Genomic DNA, 19,893 nt, shown 5'->3' on the forward strand with positions numbered 1-19,893 from the left:
TGAAAGACGCACAAATGACCGCAATTGCAGCAATCCGCGAAGCCCGCACCGCCAAGGTGGCCCAAGCCCGTGCCCTGACTGATGGCGAAATGACCGCCGACAAGGCCGCAGCCTTTGACAAGCTCAAGGCTGAAATCACTGCGCTGGAGGCCGACGAAGCCCGCGCTCAGTTCATTGACGACATGGAGCGCCGCGCCGCTGGTGCACCCGTGGACAAAGCAGCCCGCCAGATGGAAAGCCGCATTAATGTGCTGGACGCCATCGCCGCCCAGGTTGAGCAGCGCGCCGTGACTGGTGCCCTGGCTGAGTACCAGCAGGAAGCCAAGCGCCAAGGCTTAGAAGCCCGCAAGGGTGGCGTGCTGGTGCCATCGAGCATCTTTGAAAAGCGTTCGACCCAGACCACCACGACCAATGCCGCCGTGGTGCCTGACGACTACCGTGCAGACCAGTTCATTGGCCTGCTGCGCAATTCGCTGCTGGTGCGTTCGCTGGGTGCCCGAGTGCTGCCCGGTTTGCGTGGTGATACCGTGATCCCTAAACAGACGGGGGCCGCAACTGCCTACTGGCTATCAGAAGGTGACAGCCTGACCGAATCCAGCGCCGCCTATGGCTCTATCAAACTGGAACCCAAGCATGTGGGCGCGCTGTCTAGCCTGTCCCGCCAACTGATCCAGCAGGCAAACCCCGCCATTGAGCAACTGACCCGCGATGACTTCTCGCAGGTGGTGAGCTTGGCAGTGGACAAGGCCGCATTCCATGGCGATGCAGCAGCCAAGCAACCCGTGGGCATCCTGAACACTGTGGGCATTCAGACCGCATCGCTGGCTACGCTTAATTGGGCCAGCATCGTGGCGCTGCTGGAAAAGCTGGGTCTGGAGAACGTGACACCCAATGCCATCGTGACTCACGCCAAGGCCGCGACCAAGCTGCAAACCACGCTCAAGGACACAGTGGCTGGCGCTGCCTACCTGATGCAAGCGGGTCGCGTGGCTGACCTGCCCGCCTACGTGACCAACCAACTGGACGCCAAGGGCACGACGACCAAGACGGGCCGCCTGATCGCTGGCGACTTCAGCCAGTTGGTGATTGGCGAATGGGGCAGCACCGAAGTGCTGGCCAACCCCTACGCACCCGGCTACTACGAAAAGGGCGACGTGCAAATCCGCATCCTGCACACCATGGATATGGCTGTACGCCATCCCAAGGCGTTTGTGGTTGCTGACGACATGGCGCTGTAAAGCGAGCGCCGCCATGGAGATTCGCTCTATAGGCGGTGTGCAAGCCCAAGGCCGCAAGGTTACGGGCTATGCAGCCGTATTCAATCGAGAAACGGACTTAGGCGAATTCCGGGAGCAGATCGCACCTGGAGCATTCCGCCGCAGTCTGGAGAGCCGCCGCAATATCCGTGCGCTCTACGACCATCAAACGGGGGCAGTGCTAGGCACGACCCAAGCCCACACCCTAGAGCTGCGAGAGGATGCCCACGGCCTTCATTTCACATTGGAGCTGCCTGATACCAGTGTTGGGCGTGATGTGGCCGAGCTGGTTAAGCGCGGCGATGTTAGCGGGTGCTCTTTTGGTTTCCGCGTGAACCCTCACGGTGAGAAGTGGGAGCGCCGCGCCGATGTTGCTGTGCGCACTCTGGTTGATGTGACGTTGGCTGAAATCACGCTGACCGCAGATCCTGCTTATGCAGATACAGAGGTTGCACTGCGCTCCATGGGATTTTGCGAACGCTTCCAAGACCGCCGCAAGCTGTGGCTGGAGACATGCACATGAACCTCATCACCCGCGCCTTGAATGCTGTGGGCCTTGAGCGCCGCAGCACCAACCCCAACGACCCTTGGGGGCCGTATCAGGCCCTGCGCTCTGGTGGCGCTGTCAATCCAACGACGGCCCAGAGTGTCAGCGCCGTCTATGCCTGTGTGCAGGCCGTCTCTGAGACTGTGGCAAGCCTGCCGCTGATTCTCTACAAACGCGAAAACGACAACCGCGAGCGAGCATCGCAGCACCCGCTTTACCGCGTGTTGCATGACCAGCCGAACCCAGAGCAAACCGCATTGGAGTTCCGCGAGCTGATGACGGCCAATGTGCTGCTGTGTGGCAATGCCTATGCACGCATTGAGCTGGGCAGTGATGGACAGGTGAGGGCGCTTTGGCCCTTGAATCCCAATCGCGTCAACCCGCTGCGTGCCAATGACCGCATTGTGTATGACGTGACCGAGACAAGCGGCAAAGTCGTGCGCCTGCTGGCCCATGAAGTCCTGCACCTTCGCCACCGCATTGGTGAAGACGGGATTCTTGGTGTGTCGCCCATCGCTGCCGCCCGTGGCGTGGTGGAGCTGGCAATTGCCGAGCGTGAGCATGGTGTGAGCACCTTCAACAACGGGGCCAAGCTGCTGGGCGTGCTGAAGTTCCCCGGCAAATTGAAGCCCGAGCAGCGCACCGCCATTGCCTCATCGTGGAGCAGCCAGCACGCCGGTGGCGCAAACGCTGGGCGCACAGCGATATTGGAAGAGGGCGTAGATTTTCAAACAGTCAGCATGAGCCTTGAGGACGCCGAATGGATCGAGGCCCGCAAGCTGTCCGTGATTGAAATTTGCCGCCTGTTCCGTGTGCCTCCCGTGATCGTGCAGTCCATGGAGTCGGCCAACTATTCCAACTCGGTGGAGCTGGCCCGCCAGTTTGTCACCCAGTCACTGCGCCGCTGGCTGGTGATGTGGGAGCAGTGCATTGCCGCCAAGTGCCTGACCGATGCAGGCCGCCGCACCTACTTTGCCGAGCACAGCCTTGAGGGCCTGCTGCGTGGTGATGCTGTCAACCGTGCCGACTTCTACGAAAAAGGCATTGGGGCTGGCTGGCTGCTGAAGTCCGAAGCCCGCCGCCTTGAAAACCTGCCAGTCATTGAAGGGATTGATGATGCCCAAAAGCAAACGACTCACGATGCTTAAACCGCGCCTGCAAGTGGCGGTCAATCCCCATGCGCTGAAGGTTGCACGCAAGCCCCGAGCCAGTCGCACGGGCCGCGATGCTGACCCGCGCCGCACGCTGCCGCTGACTAGCGCTGCATGGCGAAAGCTGCGGGCCTCTGTACTCGCAGAGCAGCCCCTGTGCGTGGACTGTGCAGTGATTGGACGGACAAGCATTGCTGAAGATGTTGACCACAAGGACGGAAATCCGGGCAACAACGAGCGCGAGAACCTGCAAGGGCTATGTCACCCCTGCCACAGCCGCAAAACAGCCGCAGACCACGGCAAAACCGTGCGTATGGGCTGCGATGTGCATGGGATGCCTACAGACCCCCGGCACCCGTGGAATCAGGAAATCACGGGCAACTGATCGACGATGACCGCGCCCCTCCACACGCTTTAACGCAAACCGAAAAGAAACGCAATGAAAGTGACACCCAAGCGCAAACGCTCCGACAGTGCCGCCGCAGCCGTGGCCGCCGCTCAGGCGGTGGCGCTGGGGCCATTGAAGCCGCCTGCCCATGTGACGCTGCGCCCATGTGACGGCCCGTTCTGGGTTGCCATCATGGAAGCCCGCGCCCGTGATACGTGGACAGCCACAGACCTGACGACCGCCGCCAATCTGGCGCGCACTCAGGCCGACATTGAGCGGCTACAGGCCGAGGCAGACGCGGAGGGCTTCACGATCCCCGGCGCTAATGGCGTGCCGCAGGTGAACCCCAAGCACAAGCTGCTGGAGACATTGAGCCGCCGTGCTGTGGCACTGTCCCGCGTCCTGCATGTGCACGCTGAAGCCACTGTGGGCAAGTCTGAGGACGCCGCCAAGGCACTGGCTAATGAGCGCCAAGCCCGTGGTGAGCATGACGACCTCATTCCAACGCTGGGCACACTGCAATGACCCGCGCTGAAAAGATCATTGCCTTTGTGGAGCAGTTCTGCCTGACCCCGGAAGGCTCGCAGGTAGGCCAGCCCATGCGCTTGGCTGAGTTTCAGAAGCAATTTATCCGCGATGTGTACGACAACCCGGCAGGCACGCGCCGCGCCATCCTGAGCATTGCCCGCAAAAACGGTAAGAGCGGATTGATCGGGGCCTTGCTGCTGGCGCACTTGGTAGGCCCAGAGGCCAAGCAAAACAGCCAGATTGTCAGCGGTGCTATGAGCCGTGACCAAGCATCGCTAGTGTTTTCGCTGGCCTGCAAGATGGTGCAGCTATCGCCCAGGCTGTCCAAGATCGTGCGCATTGTGCCCAGTGGAAAGCGCCTGATCGGCCTGCCGCTGAATGTGGAATACAAGGCACTTGCCGCAGACGGCAAGACAGCCCACGGCCTTAGCCCCGTGCTGGCTATCTTGGATGAGATCGGCCAGATTCGAGGCCCGCAGTCTGACTTTGTGGATGCTGTGACCACATCGCAGGGCGCGCATGAGGCCCCGCTGCTGATCGCCATATCCACACAGGCGGCCAGCGATGCCGACCTATTGAGCCAATGGATTGACGACGCCCAGCGCAGTGAAGACCCGCGCATTGTGTGCCGCCTGTATGCAGCGTCTGAAGGTGCAGACCTGACCGATGAGGCAGCATGGCAGGCCGCAAACCCGGCGCTAGACCTATTCCGTAGCCGTGACGACCTGCGAGAGCAGATGGCCCAAGCCGTCCGAATGCCCAGCATGGCGAACATGGCCCGCAATCTGCTGCTGAATCAGCGTGTCAGCACAGACAGCCCGTTTGTGTCGCCTGACGTGTGGAAGGAGTGCGCCGCCGAGCCGCTGCCCTTTGACGGCCCGGTGTATGCCGGTCTGGACTTGTCTGCCCGCACCGACCTCACAGCCTTGGTGCTGGTGGGGCAGGTGGAGGGCGTATGGCAGGTGCAGCCATTCTTCTGGACGCCAGAGCAGGGCATTCATGACCGTGGCAACCGTGACCGAGCACCCTATGCGATGTGGGCACAGCAGGGCTTCTTACGCACTACGCCAGGCGCAACGGTGGATTACTCGCACGTCGCCAATGACATGCTGGAAATTCTGGACGGCCTAGACGTGCAGGCCATCGCATACGACCGCTGGCGCATCACTATCTTGCGCCGTGAGCTGGACATGCTGGGCGTGGAGCTGCCGCTAGTCGAATGGGGCCAAGGGTTCCGCGATATGGCCCCGGCGCTGGATGCCCTAGAGGCCGAGCTGCTGAATGGGCGCATTGCACATGGCGGCCATCCCGTGCTGACCATGTGCGCCGCCAATGCCACGGTGGTGAAAGACCCGACTGGCGCACGCAAGCTGACGAAAGCGAAGGCCACAGGCCGCATTGACGGCCTGCAAGCCCTTGCCATGGCGATGGGAGCGGCCAGCCGTTCCGACTATGCACAGCCCTATGAAGGGGCCGGTTTCATGTTTGTTTAACCCTGCCCGGAGGGGCCACGCAAGTGGAAAGCCGGGGGCGGATCAGTCGGTGAGTGCCGCTTCATGAAAAACCCCGACAGCGTGCGGCACCAGCTCCCAAGGTGCGCGCAAGCAAACAAGCCCCGGCCTGCGCGATGCAGGGCCGGGGCACCTACACCTTGAAACGGAAAGCCTCAAATGCTGACACTGGAAGAAACCAAATTGCACTTACGCGTAGATCACGATGCAGAGGACGCAGCCATCACGGCAATGATTGCAGCCGCTGAGGCTTCTGTGCGTGAGTACCTGAATCGGGAGAGCTTGCCAGATGAGCCGCCCGTGCGCGCCGCTTGCCTGCTGCTAGTGGGCACGCTCTATGTCTGCCGGGAGACGGTGGACAGCGCCGCCATGGTTGAGGGCAAGCTATTTGAGCGGCTGCTTGCCCCGTATCGTCTTATGAGCGTGTGAAAAGACTGCACACAGATTGCACACTACTGCCCAGAAACCCGCATGAATGTTGGTTAATCGCAACCATCCATCATTGGCGCCACCGACATGCGCCACATGCTGCTATCTAGTTGTTTTTTAACGGTTTGTTCGGTGCTCATACTATGAAAAGTGCCTTGTGGTGCACTGAAAATTGACCCTGTCTTACCCCGTTTTTCCGGGTTTTTTGATGCTGAATGCTACATTGATGCACCACGAATTTCATGGAGCATTGATGGGAACCATCACCCAACGAAAGAGTGCCAAGGGTGTCATATCGTTCCAGCTCATATCCGTCTGAAGGAAGGCGGATAGCTGACTCTTTCCGAGTCCAAGGCGTTCACCCGGCGTGCTCTTGCCCAGAAATGGTTGCGGAGACGTGAAGCAGAAATCGAGGAGGCCCAAGCGACAGGCCTGCCTGTTCAAGGTCTCGTCACCCTCAAGCAGATACTGCAGGATTATGTCAGCGATGCAAAAGGCATCGTGGCATGGGGGCGGTCCGGTCCAAGACGGCCGACATCACCCGGCTGCAGAAGGCCAAGTTGGCGCACCGGGATGCCCGGCACCTGCGAGCCGTCGACTTCATCGAGTACGCTAGGTGGCGGCGCACCGAAGAGGAGGCGGGCCCGGCCACAGTGCTCAACGATATCGTCTGGTTGCGCCAGGCCTGCCTGGGCGCCGTGGCGCGCTACGGCATGAACAAGCTGGTGCAGGAGCTGGACGCTGCCAAGCAGGAGCTGCTGCGGCTCAAGATCATCTCCAAGCACGGTACGCGAGCTATTTTTGCTGGACTTGGAAGAAAAGAAGGAAGCTGCAGGCAGTTGACTGACCACTGCGTCAGCAGGGTGCAGTGCCTACAGGTCTGCTTGATGGGTAACAAGATCTAGTTGTTGTTTAAGGGGGCTTGACCGCGCCGGCAATCTCATAGCGGAGTGCAGTTCAAGAAAGACCTGCACTCCCACTAAGCCGGCTGCATTTCTCCAGTCTCTGATTGACTATAGACAGCCACACGGTTTCTTCCTTCACGCTTGGCCTTGTAGAGCATCTCGTCGGCGTATTTGATAACCGTTGGGATGTCGGAAGAGCTGTTCGGCCAGCTTGCCACCCCCAGGGAAATGGTGATGTGGCCAACGCCTTCAAACACTGCTGCTTCCACTTGCTTGCGCAAGCGCTCTGCGACTTGAACTGCGGTCGTTTCGCTGGTTCGAGGCAAGACGATTAAGAATTCTTCACCGCCAACACGGCAAGGTAAGTCATCTGCGCGTGAGACAGATTTCATCTGCTTGGCCAGGTCACGCAAGACGATGTCACCTGCATCATGCCCAAAGGTGTCGTTGACCTTCTTGAAGTGGTCGATGTCGATAGATACCACTGAGAAAATCTGGCTGGAAGCTTCGAGCTTTTGCAATGCAGCTTCCAGGCTTCGACGATTGCCAAGCTTGGTCAAAGGATCAGTCTTAACATCATCCTGAAGTTTTTGTATGTTTCTATTGAGCAAGGAAATGCCAATTAACATGGCTTTTTTCAACTCATAGGACTCTATATACCACGATTTTATTTTCTGTATGTTCTTCTCTGTTTCTGGGTGGCCTATGTTTTTTGCACCTTCAGACAGTAATTGCAGCGGTTTTGCAATTCTGTTAGCGCACCAACAGATCAGAAATACAGAAATTACCGCTATAGGTAGCGTCTTAAGAATTACTTGCTTCATCAGCGAGTCCAATGGAGCAAGGGTTGCCGACAGGGGTCTCTGTGCAACGACTCCCCAGTTCGTAGTGGGAATGACTGCATAGCCTGAAATCATCTCAACCCCACGAGTATTCTTAACGATCTGGCTGCCAGACTCACCATTATGAATTTTCTCGGTGACTTCATTGCCGTTCACGAGTGTCCCTACTCGATTTTGGTCAGGATGATAGACAAGCTTTTTGTTCTGATCGACAACATACAGGTATGAGCCATCTTTGTGATAGTGCGTGCCAAGCAGATGGTTGAGGATGCTCTGTTGGTTGAGGTAGATCGTTCCTCCAACCATGCCTAAATAGTTGCCAGATGGGTCGTGGATAGGATGAGAGATGAATACCAGCAAATTTCCAATGGTGGAGATATATGAGTCACTAATCAGCGGTTTCTGCGTTTTTATCGATTCAACGATGCCTGGTGTTGCGAGAGTTCTTCCCGTGAGTTTCAGCGTTTCAGGTGAAGAAGCTAGCACACTAGAGCGAGCATCAACTATAAGAATAGAGTTGAAGCTTTCTGTCTGAGTTTTCAGTCTTTCTGACTCTGATTTTAATACGTCGATGTCATTGAAGTTTTTTGATAAATAGACTGAGCTTGCCGCTAGCTGTTGTTGAGCTGCCCTAAGAAAGTCATCGGTGCTCTTTGCCAGTTTTGTTGCGTAGACGAAATTCCCGTTCAGATTTTCATCTATGAGTTGCTGGCGTTGAACTGTATAGGCTGCGTAGAATGTATTAACTAAGGAGATAAATGCGCTGGCAACCGTGAGCAATAGGATCAAACGTCTAATATCCATTTTGCAAAAAATCTTGCTTATATTGAATTTCACAGAGATCCTAGAAAACAAATTTTAATAAAAACTATCGATTTAAATTTATCTATTTGTTTATTTTACTTTCGCATGAGAATTTCCTAGGGTTAGTACCTGTGTAAAAAGTGCAGGCACTATTGACAGGTCCATTTCCCGGCAGCTGCAGGCAACGTTGGCAAGTTGCTATACGGCTTCGCTGCCGCTTGCGTGATTGCATAGATCAATCTGTGGTGTCTGTAGCTGCTCAAGAATGCAAGGCTTCCAAGTCAGCACCGAACAGCTCGCCACTGCTGTTCGGCCTGAACCTTCTTTTGATCGAGGTAGGTCGCCAGCTTGCTCGCATCCATAAACCATTGGCTCTTGTTGGACCCAAACCGATAAGCAGACACAGGCAATGCCTGCTTGGCCAGTGCCTGACCGGTGTGCTGGGCGGCCTCAGCTTTCATTTCGACCAGCACCTGGTTCTGTATGCCTGCCAAGTGCAGGTCGGCCAGGTTCTGCAGCTCTTGCAGGTAGCAGAACTCTTCGGGTGAGCCTGTCGCCAGATCTTGGGTGCAGACCATCTGCATCATGGCAATAAGGAAGGCGGCATCGACACCAAGAAGCTCGGGCGCATCGTCAGACCCAGTCGTCGAGTGACTGGCAACCGGCGCGACTCGGTCGAGGGTGCCGGCTGGGAGAGGTTGTTTGTGGCCATCGACGACCACGCGCGCATCGACTTCACCGCCATGCATAGCGAGGAGAAGAAGCACGAAGCCGTCCACAACGCGGTGGCGTACTACGCGGGGCTGGGCGTACGCATCACGCCTGCTGACTGACAACGGTGTACCCTTCCGGTCCAGGGAGTTTGCTGCTGCCTGCAAAGCCTTGGGCGTGCAGCACAAATTCACCAGACCGTACCGGCCGCAGACCAACGGCAAGGCCGAGCGGTTCATCCAGTCAGCGCTACGCGAGTGGACCTATGACTGGACCTATGACTGGACGTACCAGAACTCAGCTGAGCGGCCCCATGCTCTGGCGAGCTGGCAGCACTACGACAACTGGCACAGGCCGCACAGCGGCATCGGCCACATCGCTCCGATGTCCAGGCTCAAATCTACAAATAACCTCTTGACGGTTCACAGCTAGCGGACCGAAGAGGGGACAGGCTTGTCCAAGGTACTCAATGACATTGTCTGGTTGCACCAGGCCTGCCTGGGGGCGTGGCACGCTATGGCATGCACAAGCTGGTGCACGAGCTGCAGAGGCTGTAGATCATTTGCCGTTTGAGAGGTGATCTTGCAAGGTGAGACGACGAATTAGAGCTGCTAAGACTCCTGGCGGTCATGTAAGCTGGCTTTTGGAGGACAGTAGTGAACCTCTATTGATGACTTCCAAGAGTATGCGTAGCGGGTTCAATTCTCTCAAGTTAGCGCTATTGAAGCGCAAGTCCGTCACTCCAGAGCTAGCTCTTACCAAGGGAGCACCTGTGATGTCAGTGCTCAAATCACTCATATGGGTTTTCAGCTGCGTCTTGGCGACGCCGGTTGCGGCGCAGGTGCCTCAAGGTGAGTATCTTGACGGAAAGGACTCCAAGGTGGGAGTTGTCCTGGCTCACGGCAGAGGGAGCTCTCCAGACGGTAATGTAGTCGGGCCATTGAGGCGTGCTATTCACAAAGACTTGGGCTTTCATACCTTCTCTTTGCGGATGCCGGATCCTGGCGCAGACTCGCCAGATTCGCCCGAGCTTGCCGCCTCGTTTCCGGAGGCCTATCAGCGAATTCAATCTGCAATTGAATATCTGAAAATGCAGAAAGGAGTGGAGCGCGTCTACTTGATGGGACACAGCATGGGAGGGCGCATGACAACTGGCTTTCTGGCAAACAATCCCACTGCGCCGGTTGTAGGTTTCATCGGGGTCGGATTGACTGCGGGAGGCAAGGAGCCTGTTAACACCAATCTAAATCTGAGAAAAGTGAAGCTTCCAGTTGTCGATGTGTATGGTGACAACGAAATGGATGCTAGAGCAGCATCTTTTCGCAAGTCCCTCGTTTCCGAGAACTTTGTGCAAGTGGAGGTTCCTGGAGCAAAGCATGATTACCGTGGCTATGAGAAGCAAGTGTCAGACATCGTTATCGAATGGCTGAAGAAGAGAGAAGGTCGGTGAATATGAAGTTAGCAACCGAATTTGAATTGATTAGCTGTTTTTAATGTAACTTACATGAATTTTTCAAGGGCTCCTTAAACCCTTCTCGATCGATTAATGAGTCTTTGTCTTCCAGCTGTCAATGGGCTTGACGTACATCTGCTCGATCGCGTCTTGATAGTGGACCATCAGGTTCTTGCGCTTGAGCTTGAGGGTAGGGGTCATCAGGCCGTTGTCAATGTTCCAACTATCCCTGACCAGGTGGATGGCTCTGGGCACCGCATAACGGGCGAAGCTGCGTGTCTGCCTCTCTATTCGGGCCAGCGCTTCTCTCTCTGCCGCTGCATGCTGCAGACTGGATCCGTCATTCGGGTTCAGTCCAACACTCCTGGCAAGCATTTCCCATTCCACTTGACCAACAACCGCAATGCAGGCGATGAACGGACGATCCTCGCCAACCACAAACACTTGCTCAAACAGGGGATCGACGAGGATGGCCTGCTCCACATCATTAGGAGGCACTTTCTCACCCGTCGATGTAACAATGATTTCCTTGATGCGACCTTTGATTCGGATACGGCCATTTTCGATTGAAGCCTGGTCACCGGTTCTCAGCCAGCCATCGGCGGTAAAGGCTTTGGCGGTGTCTTCCGGACGATTCCAGTAACCGCGCATCACTACCGGGCCAGACACCTGCAACTCCTGATCATCACCAATTCGGACCTCAATTCCCGGCAGTACACGGCCAACGGTATCCGGCCAGTTATCGTCGAGTCCGTTGGCGCTGACTACAGGAGCGGTTTCGGTCATGCCATAGCCTTGCACCATGGGCAGGCCCAGGCCCAGAAAAGTGCGCGCAATTGTCGGAGACAGCGGGGCTCCGCCACTCACAGCGACGCGAAGCCGGCCTCCAAACTGCGCAAGCAGAGGCTGGGCGACAAGTTTGCGCAAAAGCCAGCCGGGCAAGGCAGAAGCCCAGCTCGCCTTGGCTTCCGGTTGCTCGCCCAAGGGCATGCCTTGATGAGCGCAGAAGCTCTTCCAGCCTTTGTTGACTGCCGCGTCGAACAGCTTGTGCTTGAAAGGGCTGGAAGCAAGCGACTCTTGAACCTTGGCATAAACACGTTCATAGATGCGAGGCACCGAGATCAGTACGGTCGGCTTGACCTGCTTCATATCCTGCGCGAGTTGTGCAACAGAGCGTGCGTAGGCGACGCAGGAACCGGTAGCAACGGCCAGGTAGTAGCCTGCAGTTCGCTCGAAAGTGTGAGAGAGCGGCAGAAACGAGAGAAAGACGTCCTCAGGAAAGGCCTTCACACGCTGCATCACCGCGTGTAAATCACTGACCACGTTGTCGTGAGTGAGCATGACGCCCTTGGGCTTTCCCGTCGTACCGGAGGTGTAGACAATGCCAGCCAACTCCGTTTTCTTTGGTGGCAGGGGAAGGGCAGAGGCATGCCGCTGACCAGCCTGAAGCCAGGCAGACAAAACAATGACCGGCTTACGCTGCAAGGCCTTGACTGAGTCCTGCTCTGCTTGCTCGACAGGTACGACGTAAGCGTTCGACGAATCGATCGGACGGCCTTGCTGTGCGTGAATAACGGCCTGGAGTCCCGGCAGGTCCTGACCTGTAGCACAGATTCTCTGCCAGGCCTTGGCGTCGGCCACGACCAGCAAGGAAGCACCCGAGTCGGCCAGGATGTAGGCAATGCTGCCGGCATTGTCGATGGCATGCAGAGGAACTGGCACGTAACCACAGCGCAGACAGGCCTGGTCGATGGTCATTGCATCAAAGCCATTGGGCAGCAAGATTGCCACCCTTGCGCCGACAGGAAGATTCGAGGCACATAAGGCGCGGCTCCACAGAGCGACACGTTCGGCTGTTTCGGCCCAGCTCAGGCTTTTCCAGGCATCTGTGCTTTCATCGAACTCTCGGTAAGCCTCGCCTAGTGGCGTGCAGCGAACCCGCATGGCCAGAAGCTCTGGCAAGGTTTGCACTTGCTCGATAGTCAAATGCTGTTTCTCTGCTTGGAGACCCAGTACATCGGTTTCACTTGCTTGGTTCATGCGCTTGCCTTCAGGAAGCGGGCAATTTCCCGCTACGCGAATGATAGCGTCAGCCGATATAGGACTCAGATTGTGGCTCCAAGCGGGATATCGATACTTTGATAGCAGACGGCGATGTAATGGTGCAGTCGTTGCTGCTCGTCGCGTACTGCTGTCAGGGAAATCTGATGGCGGTTCCCGTCATGGTGCATGACGCGAAGGCCTTGCCAGTGCCCTTTTTTACCGATTTCCGTCCTGATCTGCGACCACTGGACAGCCGTGTTGTCATCGTCGTGAATGAAAAGACTGGAGAACTCCTTGTTCTTCGCTGCCTGGCGGTTCAAGCCACTGATACGTGCAAAGGCCGGGTTGATGTCTACAATTTTCCGGTTCGCATCAAGGACCACCATGCCTTCGAAGGAATGATTGAATACCGTGGCAGCTATATGTAGTTGTCGTTCGGTTCGCTTGCGGTCTGAGAGATCGGTCAGAAGGCCTACATACATGCGCTGACCCCGGGCCTCGGCTTGGCTCAAGGCCAGGCGCATGGGAATCAGCGTACCGTCCTTGTGCTGGCCAAGCACCTCTGAAATCTTGTTCTTCAGAGGTGGCGCGTTGTTTCGCTGGCCGGCTTCATGCTGCTCCAGATAATGATCATGCTGGTTGAACAGCGCTGCGGGCATGAGCATTTTCACGTTCTGGCCCAATACTTCATCTGGACTCCAGCCGAATATGACCTCAGCTGCTGGGTTGTAATCCGTTACGCATCCCCGATTATCGATGCAGATAATTCCATCTGCTGCCATATTCACCAAAGCTTGCAGTCGGGCTTCATTCATATCCACTTTTTGCCAGCGACTGCGGTACTGAATCAAGGCATTGGCCTGTGCAATCAGTCCGCCAAATAGCAGAGTAATCACGGCAATGGTCAGCGCCAGAATCAAACGATCGTTCGATGATGCCGCGTCATGCGTTTCATGCTCGGCCGTGACTCGCAGCGCCAGCATGGCTGTGTAATGCATGCCTGAGATCGCGGCGCCCATGATGATGGCCGCCAGTGTTTTGCGCCAGTGGTCTTGTTTGAGGTTGAAGCGTGCCAGCCCGAAACGAATCCAGAGCGCCAAGGTGGCCAGCGCTACGCCAACAATGAGAGAAATGGCAAACCAGAGTGGTGAATACTGGTGCGTGGCAGGCATGCGCATTGCTGCCATGCCGCTGTAATGAATTGCAGCAATGCCGATACCAACCGTCAAGCCACCTAATGCCAATTGCCTGAGATTGAGTTCATTGTGAGCCAGCAAGGCAAGGGCCACTGCTGATGCCGCGATACCTGGAATGATCGAGAAGACGGTGACCGGCAAATCATACTGAACTGCAGCATGCATCGAATAAGCGAGCATGCCGATGAAATGCATGGCCCAGATGCCTATGCCCAGTGCCAGCGACCCGCTCACAATGGACCAGTTGCGCAACTGCCTTGATGTGGCCAGTCTGGCAAAAGCAGCATGGCGCAAAGCTTGACCAGAGGCAATCCAGCAAACTGCCAGCGATAAGGTCACAAGGAAGGGGTCATATTCACCCTTTAGCACGTGAGCGTCGGCAGACGGGCTCCAGAAAAATTGCGCCAGCATGAATCATGGTCCTGTAACACTGAAAGCACATTCAGTTACCTGACAAGCATTGCATGAAGTGGGTAATCCAATATTTCAAATTTGTAGGATAAATACTAGAACGGATCGAACATGGATCTTTTAGATCGCAGCGTCGAGTCCATTTGAGAAATGCTGCTGCACTGCGCTCATGGCAATTTTCGGATCGCGCTTCAGCAGTGCTTGCATGATGGCTTCGTGCTCTGCCAAGGAATCTTCAATACGGCCTTGTTTGAACAGCGATTTGTGACGGTTCAGCTTCATGACCTTGCGCAAATCGGCCACCAGTTGGTTACGCCAGCGGTTATCGGCAATATCGAGAATCTGCATGTGAAAGCTCTCGTTGAGCGCAAAAAACCGCTCGGCGTCGGCTGTGTTCCGCTTCAACTCCTCGTGGGTCTGCTGCAGACGCTGCAATTGCTCGTCCGTGGCCTTGCCGGCAACCTCGGCCGCAGCATCTGCCTCCAGCAGACTCAGCAATCGATAGACGTCGGAGATGTCCTTGCGCGATACCTCGGTCACGTAAGCGCCTCGACGCAGCTTCATGGTCACCAGGCCTTCAGCGGCCAGTACTTTCAGTGCCTCGCGCAGGGGGGTGCGGCTGATGCCGTATTCCTCGGCAATCTTGAGTTCGTCGATCCAGGCTCCTGGCTCAAGCTCTCGCCGGAAGATGCGTTGACGCAACTGCTCGGCGACCTGCTCATATAGCGCAAGAGGAGTAAGTGTTTTGCTTGTCATTACGCGAGATTATATGCTGCAAGTATTTTGAATTCATAATTATGAATCATGTACACTAGGCGCATCTAGGTAGTTCACCGCAATTCCAAACTTCACTGCGCGCACCGCATACGAGAGACAACATGAGCCAAGAGAATCCGGCACAGGACCCACAAGAATTTGCACCCGCTGATCTGCAAGCCTGGAACAAGGCCGCCAACAAGGCGGCCCCCGGTGGCGACATCAACAACCTGAACTGGGTCACGCCGGACGGCATCACCGTCAAGCCGCTTTATACGGCCGAAGACACTGCCGATCTGCCCTTTACCAACACGCTGCCGGGATTCGCACCTTATATCCGCGGCCCCCAGGCCACCATGTATGCAGGCCGGCCCTGGACCATTCGCCAGTACGCCGGATTCTCCACCGCCGAAGAATCCAACGCCTTCTATCGCAAGGCCCTGGCTGCCGGCGGTCAAGGCGTTTCCGTCGCTTTTGACCTGGCTACGCACCGTGGCTACGACTCTGACCATCCACGCGTGACGGGGGATGTGGGCAAGGCCGGTGTGGCGATTGACTCCGTCGAGGACATGAAGATCCTCTTCAACGAGATCCCCCTGGACAAGGTGTCCGTTTCCATGACCATGAACGGCGCCGTGCTGCCCGTGCTGGCCGGCTATGTGGTAGCAGCCGAAGAGCAGGGTGTCTCGCAGGACCAGCTCGCCGGAACGATTCAGAACGATATTCTGAAAGAGTTCATGGTGCGCAACACCTATATCTATCCGCCCAAGCCGTCGATGAAGATCATTGGCGACATCATCGAGTACACGAGCCAGAACATGCCAAAGTTCAACTCGATCTCGATCTCGGGCTACCACATGCAGGAAGCCGGTGCCAACCAGGCGCTGGAGATGGCTTTCACGCTGGCCGACGGCAAGGAATATGTGAAGACAGCCATTGCCAAGGGCATGGACGTGGACGCTTTTGCGGGCCGTCTGTCCTTCTTCTGGGCCGTGGGCATGAATTTCTACCTGGAAGTGGCCAAGATGCGTGCCGCGCGCCTGCTGTGGTGCCGCATCATGAAGGGCTTTGACGCCAAGAACCCCAAGAGCCTGATGCTGCGCACCCATAGCCAGACTTCGGGTTGGTCGCTGACCGAGCAGGACCCCTACAACAACGTGGTTCGCACCACCATCGAAGCCATGGCGGCCGTGTTTGGCGGCACCCAGTCCCTGCACACCAATGCGCTGGACGAGGCCATTGCCCTGCCCACGGAGTTCTCTGCCCGTATTGCCCGCAACACGCAGCTGATCATTCAGGAAGAGACCCATATCACCAATGTGATCGACCCCTGGGCCGGCTCCTACATGATGGAAAAACTGACCCAGGAAATGGCCGACAAGGCCTGGGCCATCATCGAGGAGGTCGATGCCATGGGCGGCATGACTGCCGCGGTGGATAGCGGCTGGGCCAAGCTCAAGATCGAGGCTGCCGCCGCCGAGAAGCAGGCGCGTATCGACTCGGGCAAGGAAGTCATCGTCGGCGTCAACAAGTACAAGCTGGCCAAGGAAGACCCGGTCGACATTCTGGAAGTGGACAATGTCAAGGTGCGTGACAGCCAGATTGCGCGGCTCAAGAATATCAAGGCTAAGCGCGATGCTGCCCAAGTGGAAGCTGCGCTGGCCGCCATCACGGCAGCGGCAGAGTCCGGCGAGGGCAATCTGCTGGATCTGTCCATCAAGGCCGTGCGCCTGCGTGCCACTGTAGGTGAAGTTTCCGACGCGATGGAAAAGGCGTTTGGCCGCCACCGCGCCGATACCCAGAAGGTGACCGGTGTGTATGCTGCCGCTTATGACTCGGCCGAAGGCTGGGACAAGCTCAAGGAAGAAATCAACACCGCTTCGCAGGCCATGGGGCGCCGTCCCCGCGTGATGATCGCCAAGCTGGGTCAGGACGGTCACGACCGCGGCGCCAAGGTGGTCGCAACCGCTTTTGCCGACCTGGGTTTCGACGTGGACATGGGGCCGCTGTTCCAGACACCCGAAGAATGCGCTCGCCAGGCCATCGAGAACGATGTGCACGCCGTGGGTGTCTCCACGCTGGCCGCCGGGCACAAGACCTTGGTGCCGGCCATCATTGCCGAGCTCAAGAAGCAGGGTGCGGACGACATCATCGTCTTCGTGGGCGGCGTTATTCCCGCTCAGGACTATGATTTCCTCTACAACGCGGGCGTCAAGGGCGTTTACGGCCCCGGCACCCCCATTCCTGCCAGCGCCAAGGATGTGCTGGAGCAGATCAAGAAGGCCAACGGTCTCTGATCGGCCGGCAAGCATCGATAGCAAAGGCGATCGCAACGTGACCCCTGAGCAAATGCAAGACGGCATCCTGCACGGCAATCCCGCCGTGCAGCGCCGGGCCATGGCCAAGGCCATTACCTTGCTTGAATCCTCCCGGGCCGACCACCGTGAACAGGCTGACGGTCTGCTCACCGCTCTGTTGCCGCACACGGGCAAGGCATTTCGCCTTGGCATCAGTGGCGTGCCGGGCGTCGGCAAATCCACCTTCATCGAAGCCCTGGGCCTGTTCCTGATAGAGAAGGGGCTGCGTGTGGCCGTGCTGGCGATCGATCCGTCCAGCACCGTCTCGGGCGGCTCCATCCTCGGCGACAAGACCCGCATGGAGCAACTGTCCATGCGGCTGGAGGCCTATATCCGTCCCAGCCCCAGCAGCGGTACGCTGGGCGGCGTGGCCGAAAAGACGCGCGAGGCCATGCTGGTCTGCGAAGCCGCTGGTTATGACGTGGTCATCGTCGAAACCGTGGGTGTGGGCCAGAGCGAGATCGCCGTGCACGGCATGACGGACATGTTCTGCGTGCTGCAGCTGCCCAATGCGGGCGACGATCTGCAGGCTATCAAAAAGGGCGTGATGGAGCTGGCCGACCTGGTGGTCATCAACAAGGCCGACATTGACCCCCATGCCGCCACACGTGCCCAGGCCCAGATCACATCGAGCCTGCGCCTGCTGGGCATGCACGGCAACCCCGATCACGCCAACACCGGCGCGCTGTGGCAGCCGCGGGTGCTGCAGATCAGTGCCTTGCTGGGGCAGGGGGTGGAGGGTTTCTGGGCTGCAGTCAGCAGCTTCAGGGAGCTGCAAACCGCCAACGGCCGCCTGGCCCTGCGCCGCGAGAAGCAGGCACTGGCCTGGATGTGGGAGCGCATCGACTTCGGCCTCAAGCAGGCGTTTCGCCAGCATCCGCAGGTCAAGGCCATGCTCCCCGTCCTTCAGGACGATGTGGCAACGGGTCGTATCGCTGCCAGTACCGCAGCAAGAAATCTGCTTCTAGCCCAAATGCAGTAGGCGCTAGCAGCTCTTATTACCATAGCATCGCAGCATCACCATTGCGAGACAAGCAACCCAAATCACGTTAGAGGACAAGCATGCAAGACGATATCCTGAAGCAGCTGGAAGCCAAGCGAGAACTCGCTCGGTTGGGTGGGGGACAAAAGCGCATCGATGCGCAGCACAAGAAAGGCAAGCTTACGGCGCGCGAGCGTATCGAGCTGCTGCTGGACGACGGTACTTTTGAAGAGTGGGATATGTTCGTGGAGCACCGCTGCACGGACTTCGGCATGGAAAACACCAAGATCCCGGGCGACGGCGTGGTCACCGGCTACGGCATGATCAACGGCCGTCTGGTCTTTGTGTTCAGCCAGGACTTCACGGTGTTCGGCGGTGCGCTGTCCGAAACCCATGCCGAGAAAATCTGCAAGGTGATGGATCAGGCCATGAAGGTCGGCGCGCCCGTCATCGGCCTCAACGACTCGGGCGGTGCGCGTATCCAGGAAGGGGTTGCCTCTCTGGGCGGCTATGCCGATGTGTTCCAGAAGAATGTACTGGCCTCGGGCGTGGTACCCCAGATCTCCATGATCATGGGCCCCAGCGCCGGCGGCGCCGTGTACTCGCCGGCCATGACCGACTTCATCTTCATGGTCAAGGACAGCTCCTACATGTTCGTGACTGGGCCCGAAGTCGTGAAGACCGTGACCCACGAGGAAGTCACGGCCGAAGAGCTGGGCGGAGCCATCACCCACACCACCAAGAGCGGCGTGGCCGACATGGCTTTCGACAACGACGTGGAAGCACTGATGATGCTGCGTCGCCTCTATAACTACCTGCCCTTGAACAACAAGGAAAAGGCTCCCGTGCGCGAAACCACAGACCCCGTGGGCCGCGCCGACATGTCGCTGGATACGCTGGTGCCTGAAAACGCCAACAAGCCCTACGACATGAAGGAGCTGATTCTCAAGACCGTGGACGATGGCGATTTCTTCGAGCTGCAGCCTGAGTACGCCAAGAACATCATCATCGGTTTTGCCCGCATGGCCGGCCAGACCGTGGGCGTCGTAGCCAATCAGCCCCTGGTGCTGGCTGGCTGCCTGGACATCAAATCCTCCATCAAGGCCGCGCGCTTCGTGCGCTTTTGCGATGCCTTCAACATCCCCGTGGTCACCTTTGTGGACGTGCCCGGTTTCATGCCCGGCACCTCTCAGGAATACGGCGGCATCATCAAGCACGGCGCCAAGCTTCTGTATGCGTATGCCGAAGCCACGGTGCCGAAGATCACGGTCATCACCCGCAAGGCCTATGGCGGCGCGTACGACGTGATGGCTTCCAAGCATTTGCGCGGTGACGTGAACCTGGCCTGGCCCCATGCCGAAATCGCCGTGATGGGTGCCAAGGGCGCGGTGGAGATCATCTTCCGCGAAGACAAGAACGATCCGGTGAAGCTGGCCGCGCGCGAAGCGGAATACAAGGAACGCTTTGCCAACCCCTTTGTGGCCGGCGCCCGTGGCTTTATCGACGATGTGATCCAGCCGCACGAGACGCGCAAGCGCATCTGCCGCTCGCTGGAGATGCTCAAGAACAAGCAACTTGACAACCCCTGGCGCAAGCACGGGAACATCCCTCTGTAAGAACAAG

17 protein-coding genes and 1 pseudogene are annotated in these 19,893 nt (G+C 57.5%); 13 read left to right on the forward strand and 5 right to left on the reverse strand.

Annotation, left to right across the window (positions count from 1 at the left end):
* Positions 1-14: 14 nt before the first annotated feature.
* The 8 genes from ACWGXF_RS16400 to ACWGXF_RS16435 all read left to right on the forward strand — a co-directional run bounded on the left by ACWGXF_RS16400 (position 15) and on the right by ACWGXF_RS16435 (position 6,715).
* Positions 15-1,238, forward strand: a complete 1,224-nt coding sequence (locus ACWGXF_RS16400; protein WP_452102121.1) for a phage major capsid protein — start codon at positions 15-17, stop codon at positions 1,236-1,238.
* A 13-nt stretch (positions 1,239-1,251) separates the two neighbouring features.
* Entirely contained in the window at positions 1,252-1,779 is a 528-nt protein-coding gene (locus ACWGXF_RS16405; protein WP_059441040.1) for an HK97 family phage prohead protease, read from the forward strand.
* Positions 1,776-2,951, forward strand: a complete 1,176-nt coding sequence (locus tag ACWGXF_RS16410) for a phage portal protein (RefSeq protein WP_452102122.1) — start codon at positions 1,776-1,778, stop codon at positions 2,949-2,951. Before ACWGXF_RS16405 ends, ACWGXF_RS16410 begins: the two co-directional genes overlap by 4 nt.
* A complete protein-coding gene (locus ACWGXF_RS16415; protein WP_452102123.1) occupies positions 2,944-3,339 on the forward strand; it encodes an HNH endonuclease in 396 nt (131 codons plus the stop codon). The genes ACWGXF_RS16410 and ACWGXF_RS16415 overlap by 8 nt, the downstream gene beginning before the upstream one ends.
* 54 nt (positions 3,340-3,393) lie before the next feature.
* Positions 3,394-3,867 (forward strand): TerS protein, encoded by a 474-nt coding sequence (locus tag ACWGXF_RS16420; RefSeq protein ID WP_452102124.1) that lies wholly within the window; start codon positions 3,394-3,396, stop codon positions 3,865-3,867.
* Positions 3,864-5,363, forward strand: a complete 1,500-nt coding sequence (locus ACWGXF_RS16425; protein WP_452102125.1) for a terminase large subunit — start codon at positions 3,864-3,866, stop codon at positions 5,361-5,363. Before ACWGXF_RS16420 ends, ACWGXF_RS16425 begins: the two co-directional genes overlap by 4 nt.
* 177 nt (positions 5,364-5,540) lie before the next feature.
* A complete protein-coding gene (locus ACWGXF_RS16430; protein ID WP_452102126.1) occupies positions 5,541-5,810 on the forward strand; it encodes a head-tail connector protein in 270 nt (89 codons plus the stop codon).
* A gap of 506 nt (positions 5,811-6,316) precedes the next feature.
* Positions 6,317-6,715: a hypothetical protein gene (locus ACWGXF_RS16435; RefSeq protein ID WP_256630569.1), complete on the forward strand. Its 399-nt coding sequence runs from the start codon at positions 6,317-6,319 to the stop codon at positions 6,713-6,715.
* A gap of 74 nt (positions 6,716-6,789) precedes the next feature.
* Here ACWGXF_RS16435 and ACWGXF_RS16440 read toward each other — a convergent pair whose 3' ends face one another.
* Positions 6,790-8,361, reverse strand: a complete 1,572-nt coding sequence (locus ACWGXF_RS16440; RefSeq protein ID WP_452102127.1) for a sensor domain-containing diguanylate cyclase — start codon at positions 8,359-8,361, stop codon at positions 6,790-6,792.
* A gap of 281 nt (positions 8,362-8,642) precedes the next feature.
* On the reverse strand, positions 8,643-8,948 hold the full coding sequence (locus ACWGXF_RS16445) for a hypothetical protein (protein WP_256630567.1): 306 nt from the start codon (positions 8,946-8,948) through the stop codon (positions 8,643-8,645).
* Positions 8,949-8,966: 18 nt separating this feature from the next.
* On the opposite strand from ACWGXF_RS16445, the pseudogene ACWGXF_RS16450 reads away from it, so the two are divergent.
* Both ACWGXF_RS16450 and ACWGXF_RS16455 read left to right on the forward strand, forming a co-directional pair.
* A pseudogene (locus ACWGXF_RS16450) lies at positions 8,967-9,504 on the forward strand (integrase core domain-containing protein); the annotation flags it as partial.
* A 343-nt stretch (positions 9,505-9,847) separates the two neighbouring features.
* Positions 9,848-10,522 (forward strand): alpha/beta fold hydrolase, encoded by a 675-nt coding sequence (locus ACWGXF_RS16455; RefSeq protein WP_452102128.1) that lies wholly within the window; start codon positions 9,848-9,850, stop codon positions 10,520-10,522.
* Between the two features lie 93 nt (positions 10,523-10,615).
* On the opposite strand, the gene ACWGXF_RS16460 is transcribed toward ACWGXF_RS16455, so the two are convergent.
* The 3 genes from ACWGXF_RS16460 to ACWGXF_RS16470 all read right to left on the reverse strand — a co-directional run bounded on the left by ACWGXF_RS16460 (position 10,616) and on the right by ACWGXF_RS16470 (position 14,931).
* On the reverse strand, positions 10,616-12,565 hold the full coding sequence (locus ACWGXF_RS16460) for an AMP-dependent synthetase/ligase (protein ID WP_229227054.1): 1,950 nt from the start codon (positions 12,563-12,565) through the stop codon (positions 10,616-10,618).
* Between the two features lie 65 nt (positions 12,566-12,630).
* Entirely contained in the window at positions 12,631-14,175 is a 1,545-nt protein-coding gene (locus tag ACWGXF_RS16465; RefSeq protein WP_452102129.1) for an MHYT domain-containing protein, read from the reverse strand.
* A 120-nt stretch (positions 14,176-14,295) separates the two neighbouring features.
* Positions 14,296-14,931, reverse strand: coding sequence for a GntR family transcriptional regulator (locus ACWGXF_RS16470; RefSeq protein ID WP_003065031.1), 636 nt, complete (start codon positions 14,929-14,931; stop codon positions 14,296-14,298).
* Between the two features lie 122 nt (positions 14,932-15,053).
* Here ACWGXF_RS16470 and scpA point away from each other — a divergent pair, with 122 nt between their 5' ends.
* The 3 genes from scpA to ACWGXF_RS16485 all read left to right on the forward strand — a co-directional run bounded on the left by scpA (position 15,054) and on the right by ACWGXF_RS16485 (position 19,886).
* Positions 15,054-17,228 (forward strand): methylmalonyl-CoA mutase, encoded by a 2,175-nt coding sequence (gene scpA, locus ACWGXF_RS16475; RefSeq protein WP_054075895.1) that lies wholly within the window; start codon positions 15,054-15,056, stop codon positions 17,226-17,228.
* 37 nt (positions 17,229-17,265) lie between these two features.
* Positions 17,266-18,270 (forward strand): methylmalonyl Co-A mutase-associated GTPase MeaB, encoded by a 1,005-nt coding sequence (gene meaB, locus ACWGXF_RS16480; protein WP_256630565.1) that lies wholly within the window; start codon positions 17,266-17,268, stop codon positions 18,268-18,270.
* A gap of 80 nt (positions 18,271-18,350) precedes the next feature.
* Positions 18,351-19,886 carry an acyl-CoA carboxylase subunit beta gene (locus ACWGXF_RS16485; protein ID WP_003065036.1) on the forward strand — a complete coding sequence of 512 codons (1,536 nt, stop codon included), beginning with the start codon at positions 18,351-18,353 and terminating at the stop codon, positions 19,884-19,886.
* Positions 19,887-19,893: the final 7 nt, after the last annotated feature.

The organism is Comamonas sp. HJ-2, assembly GCF_053615495.1.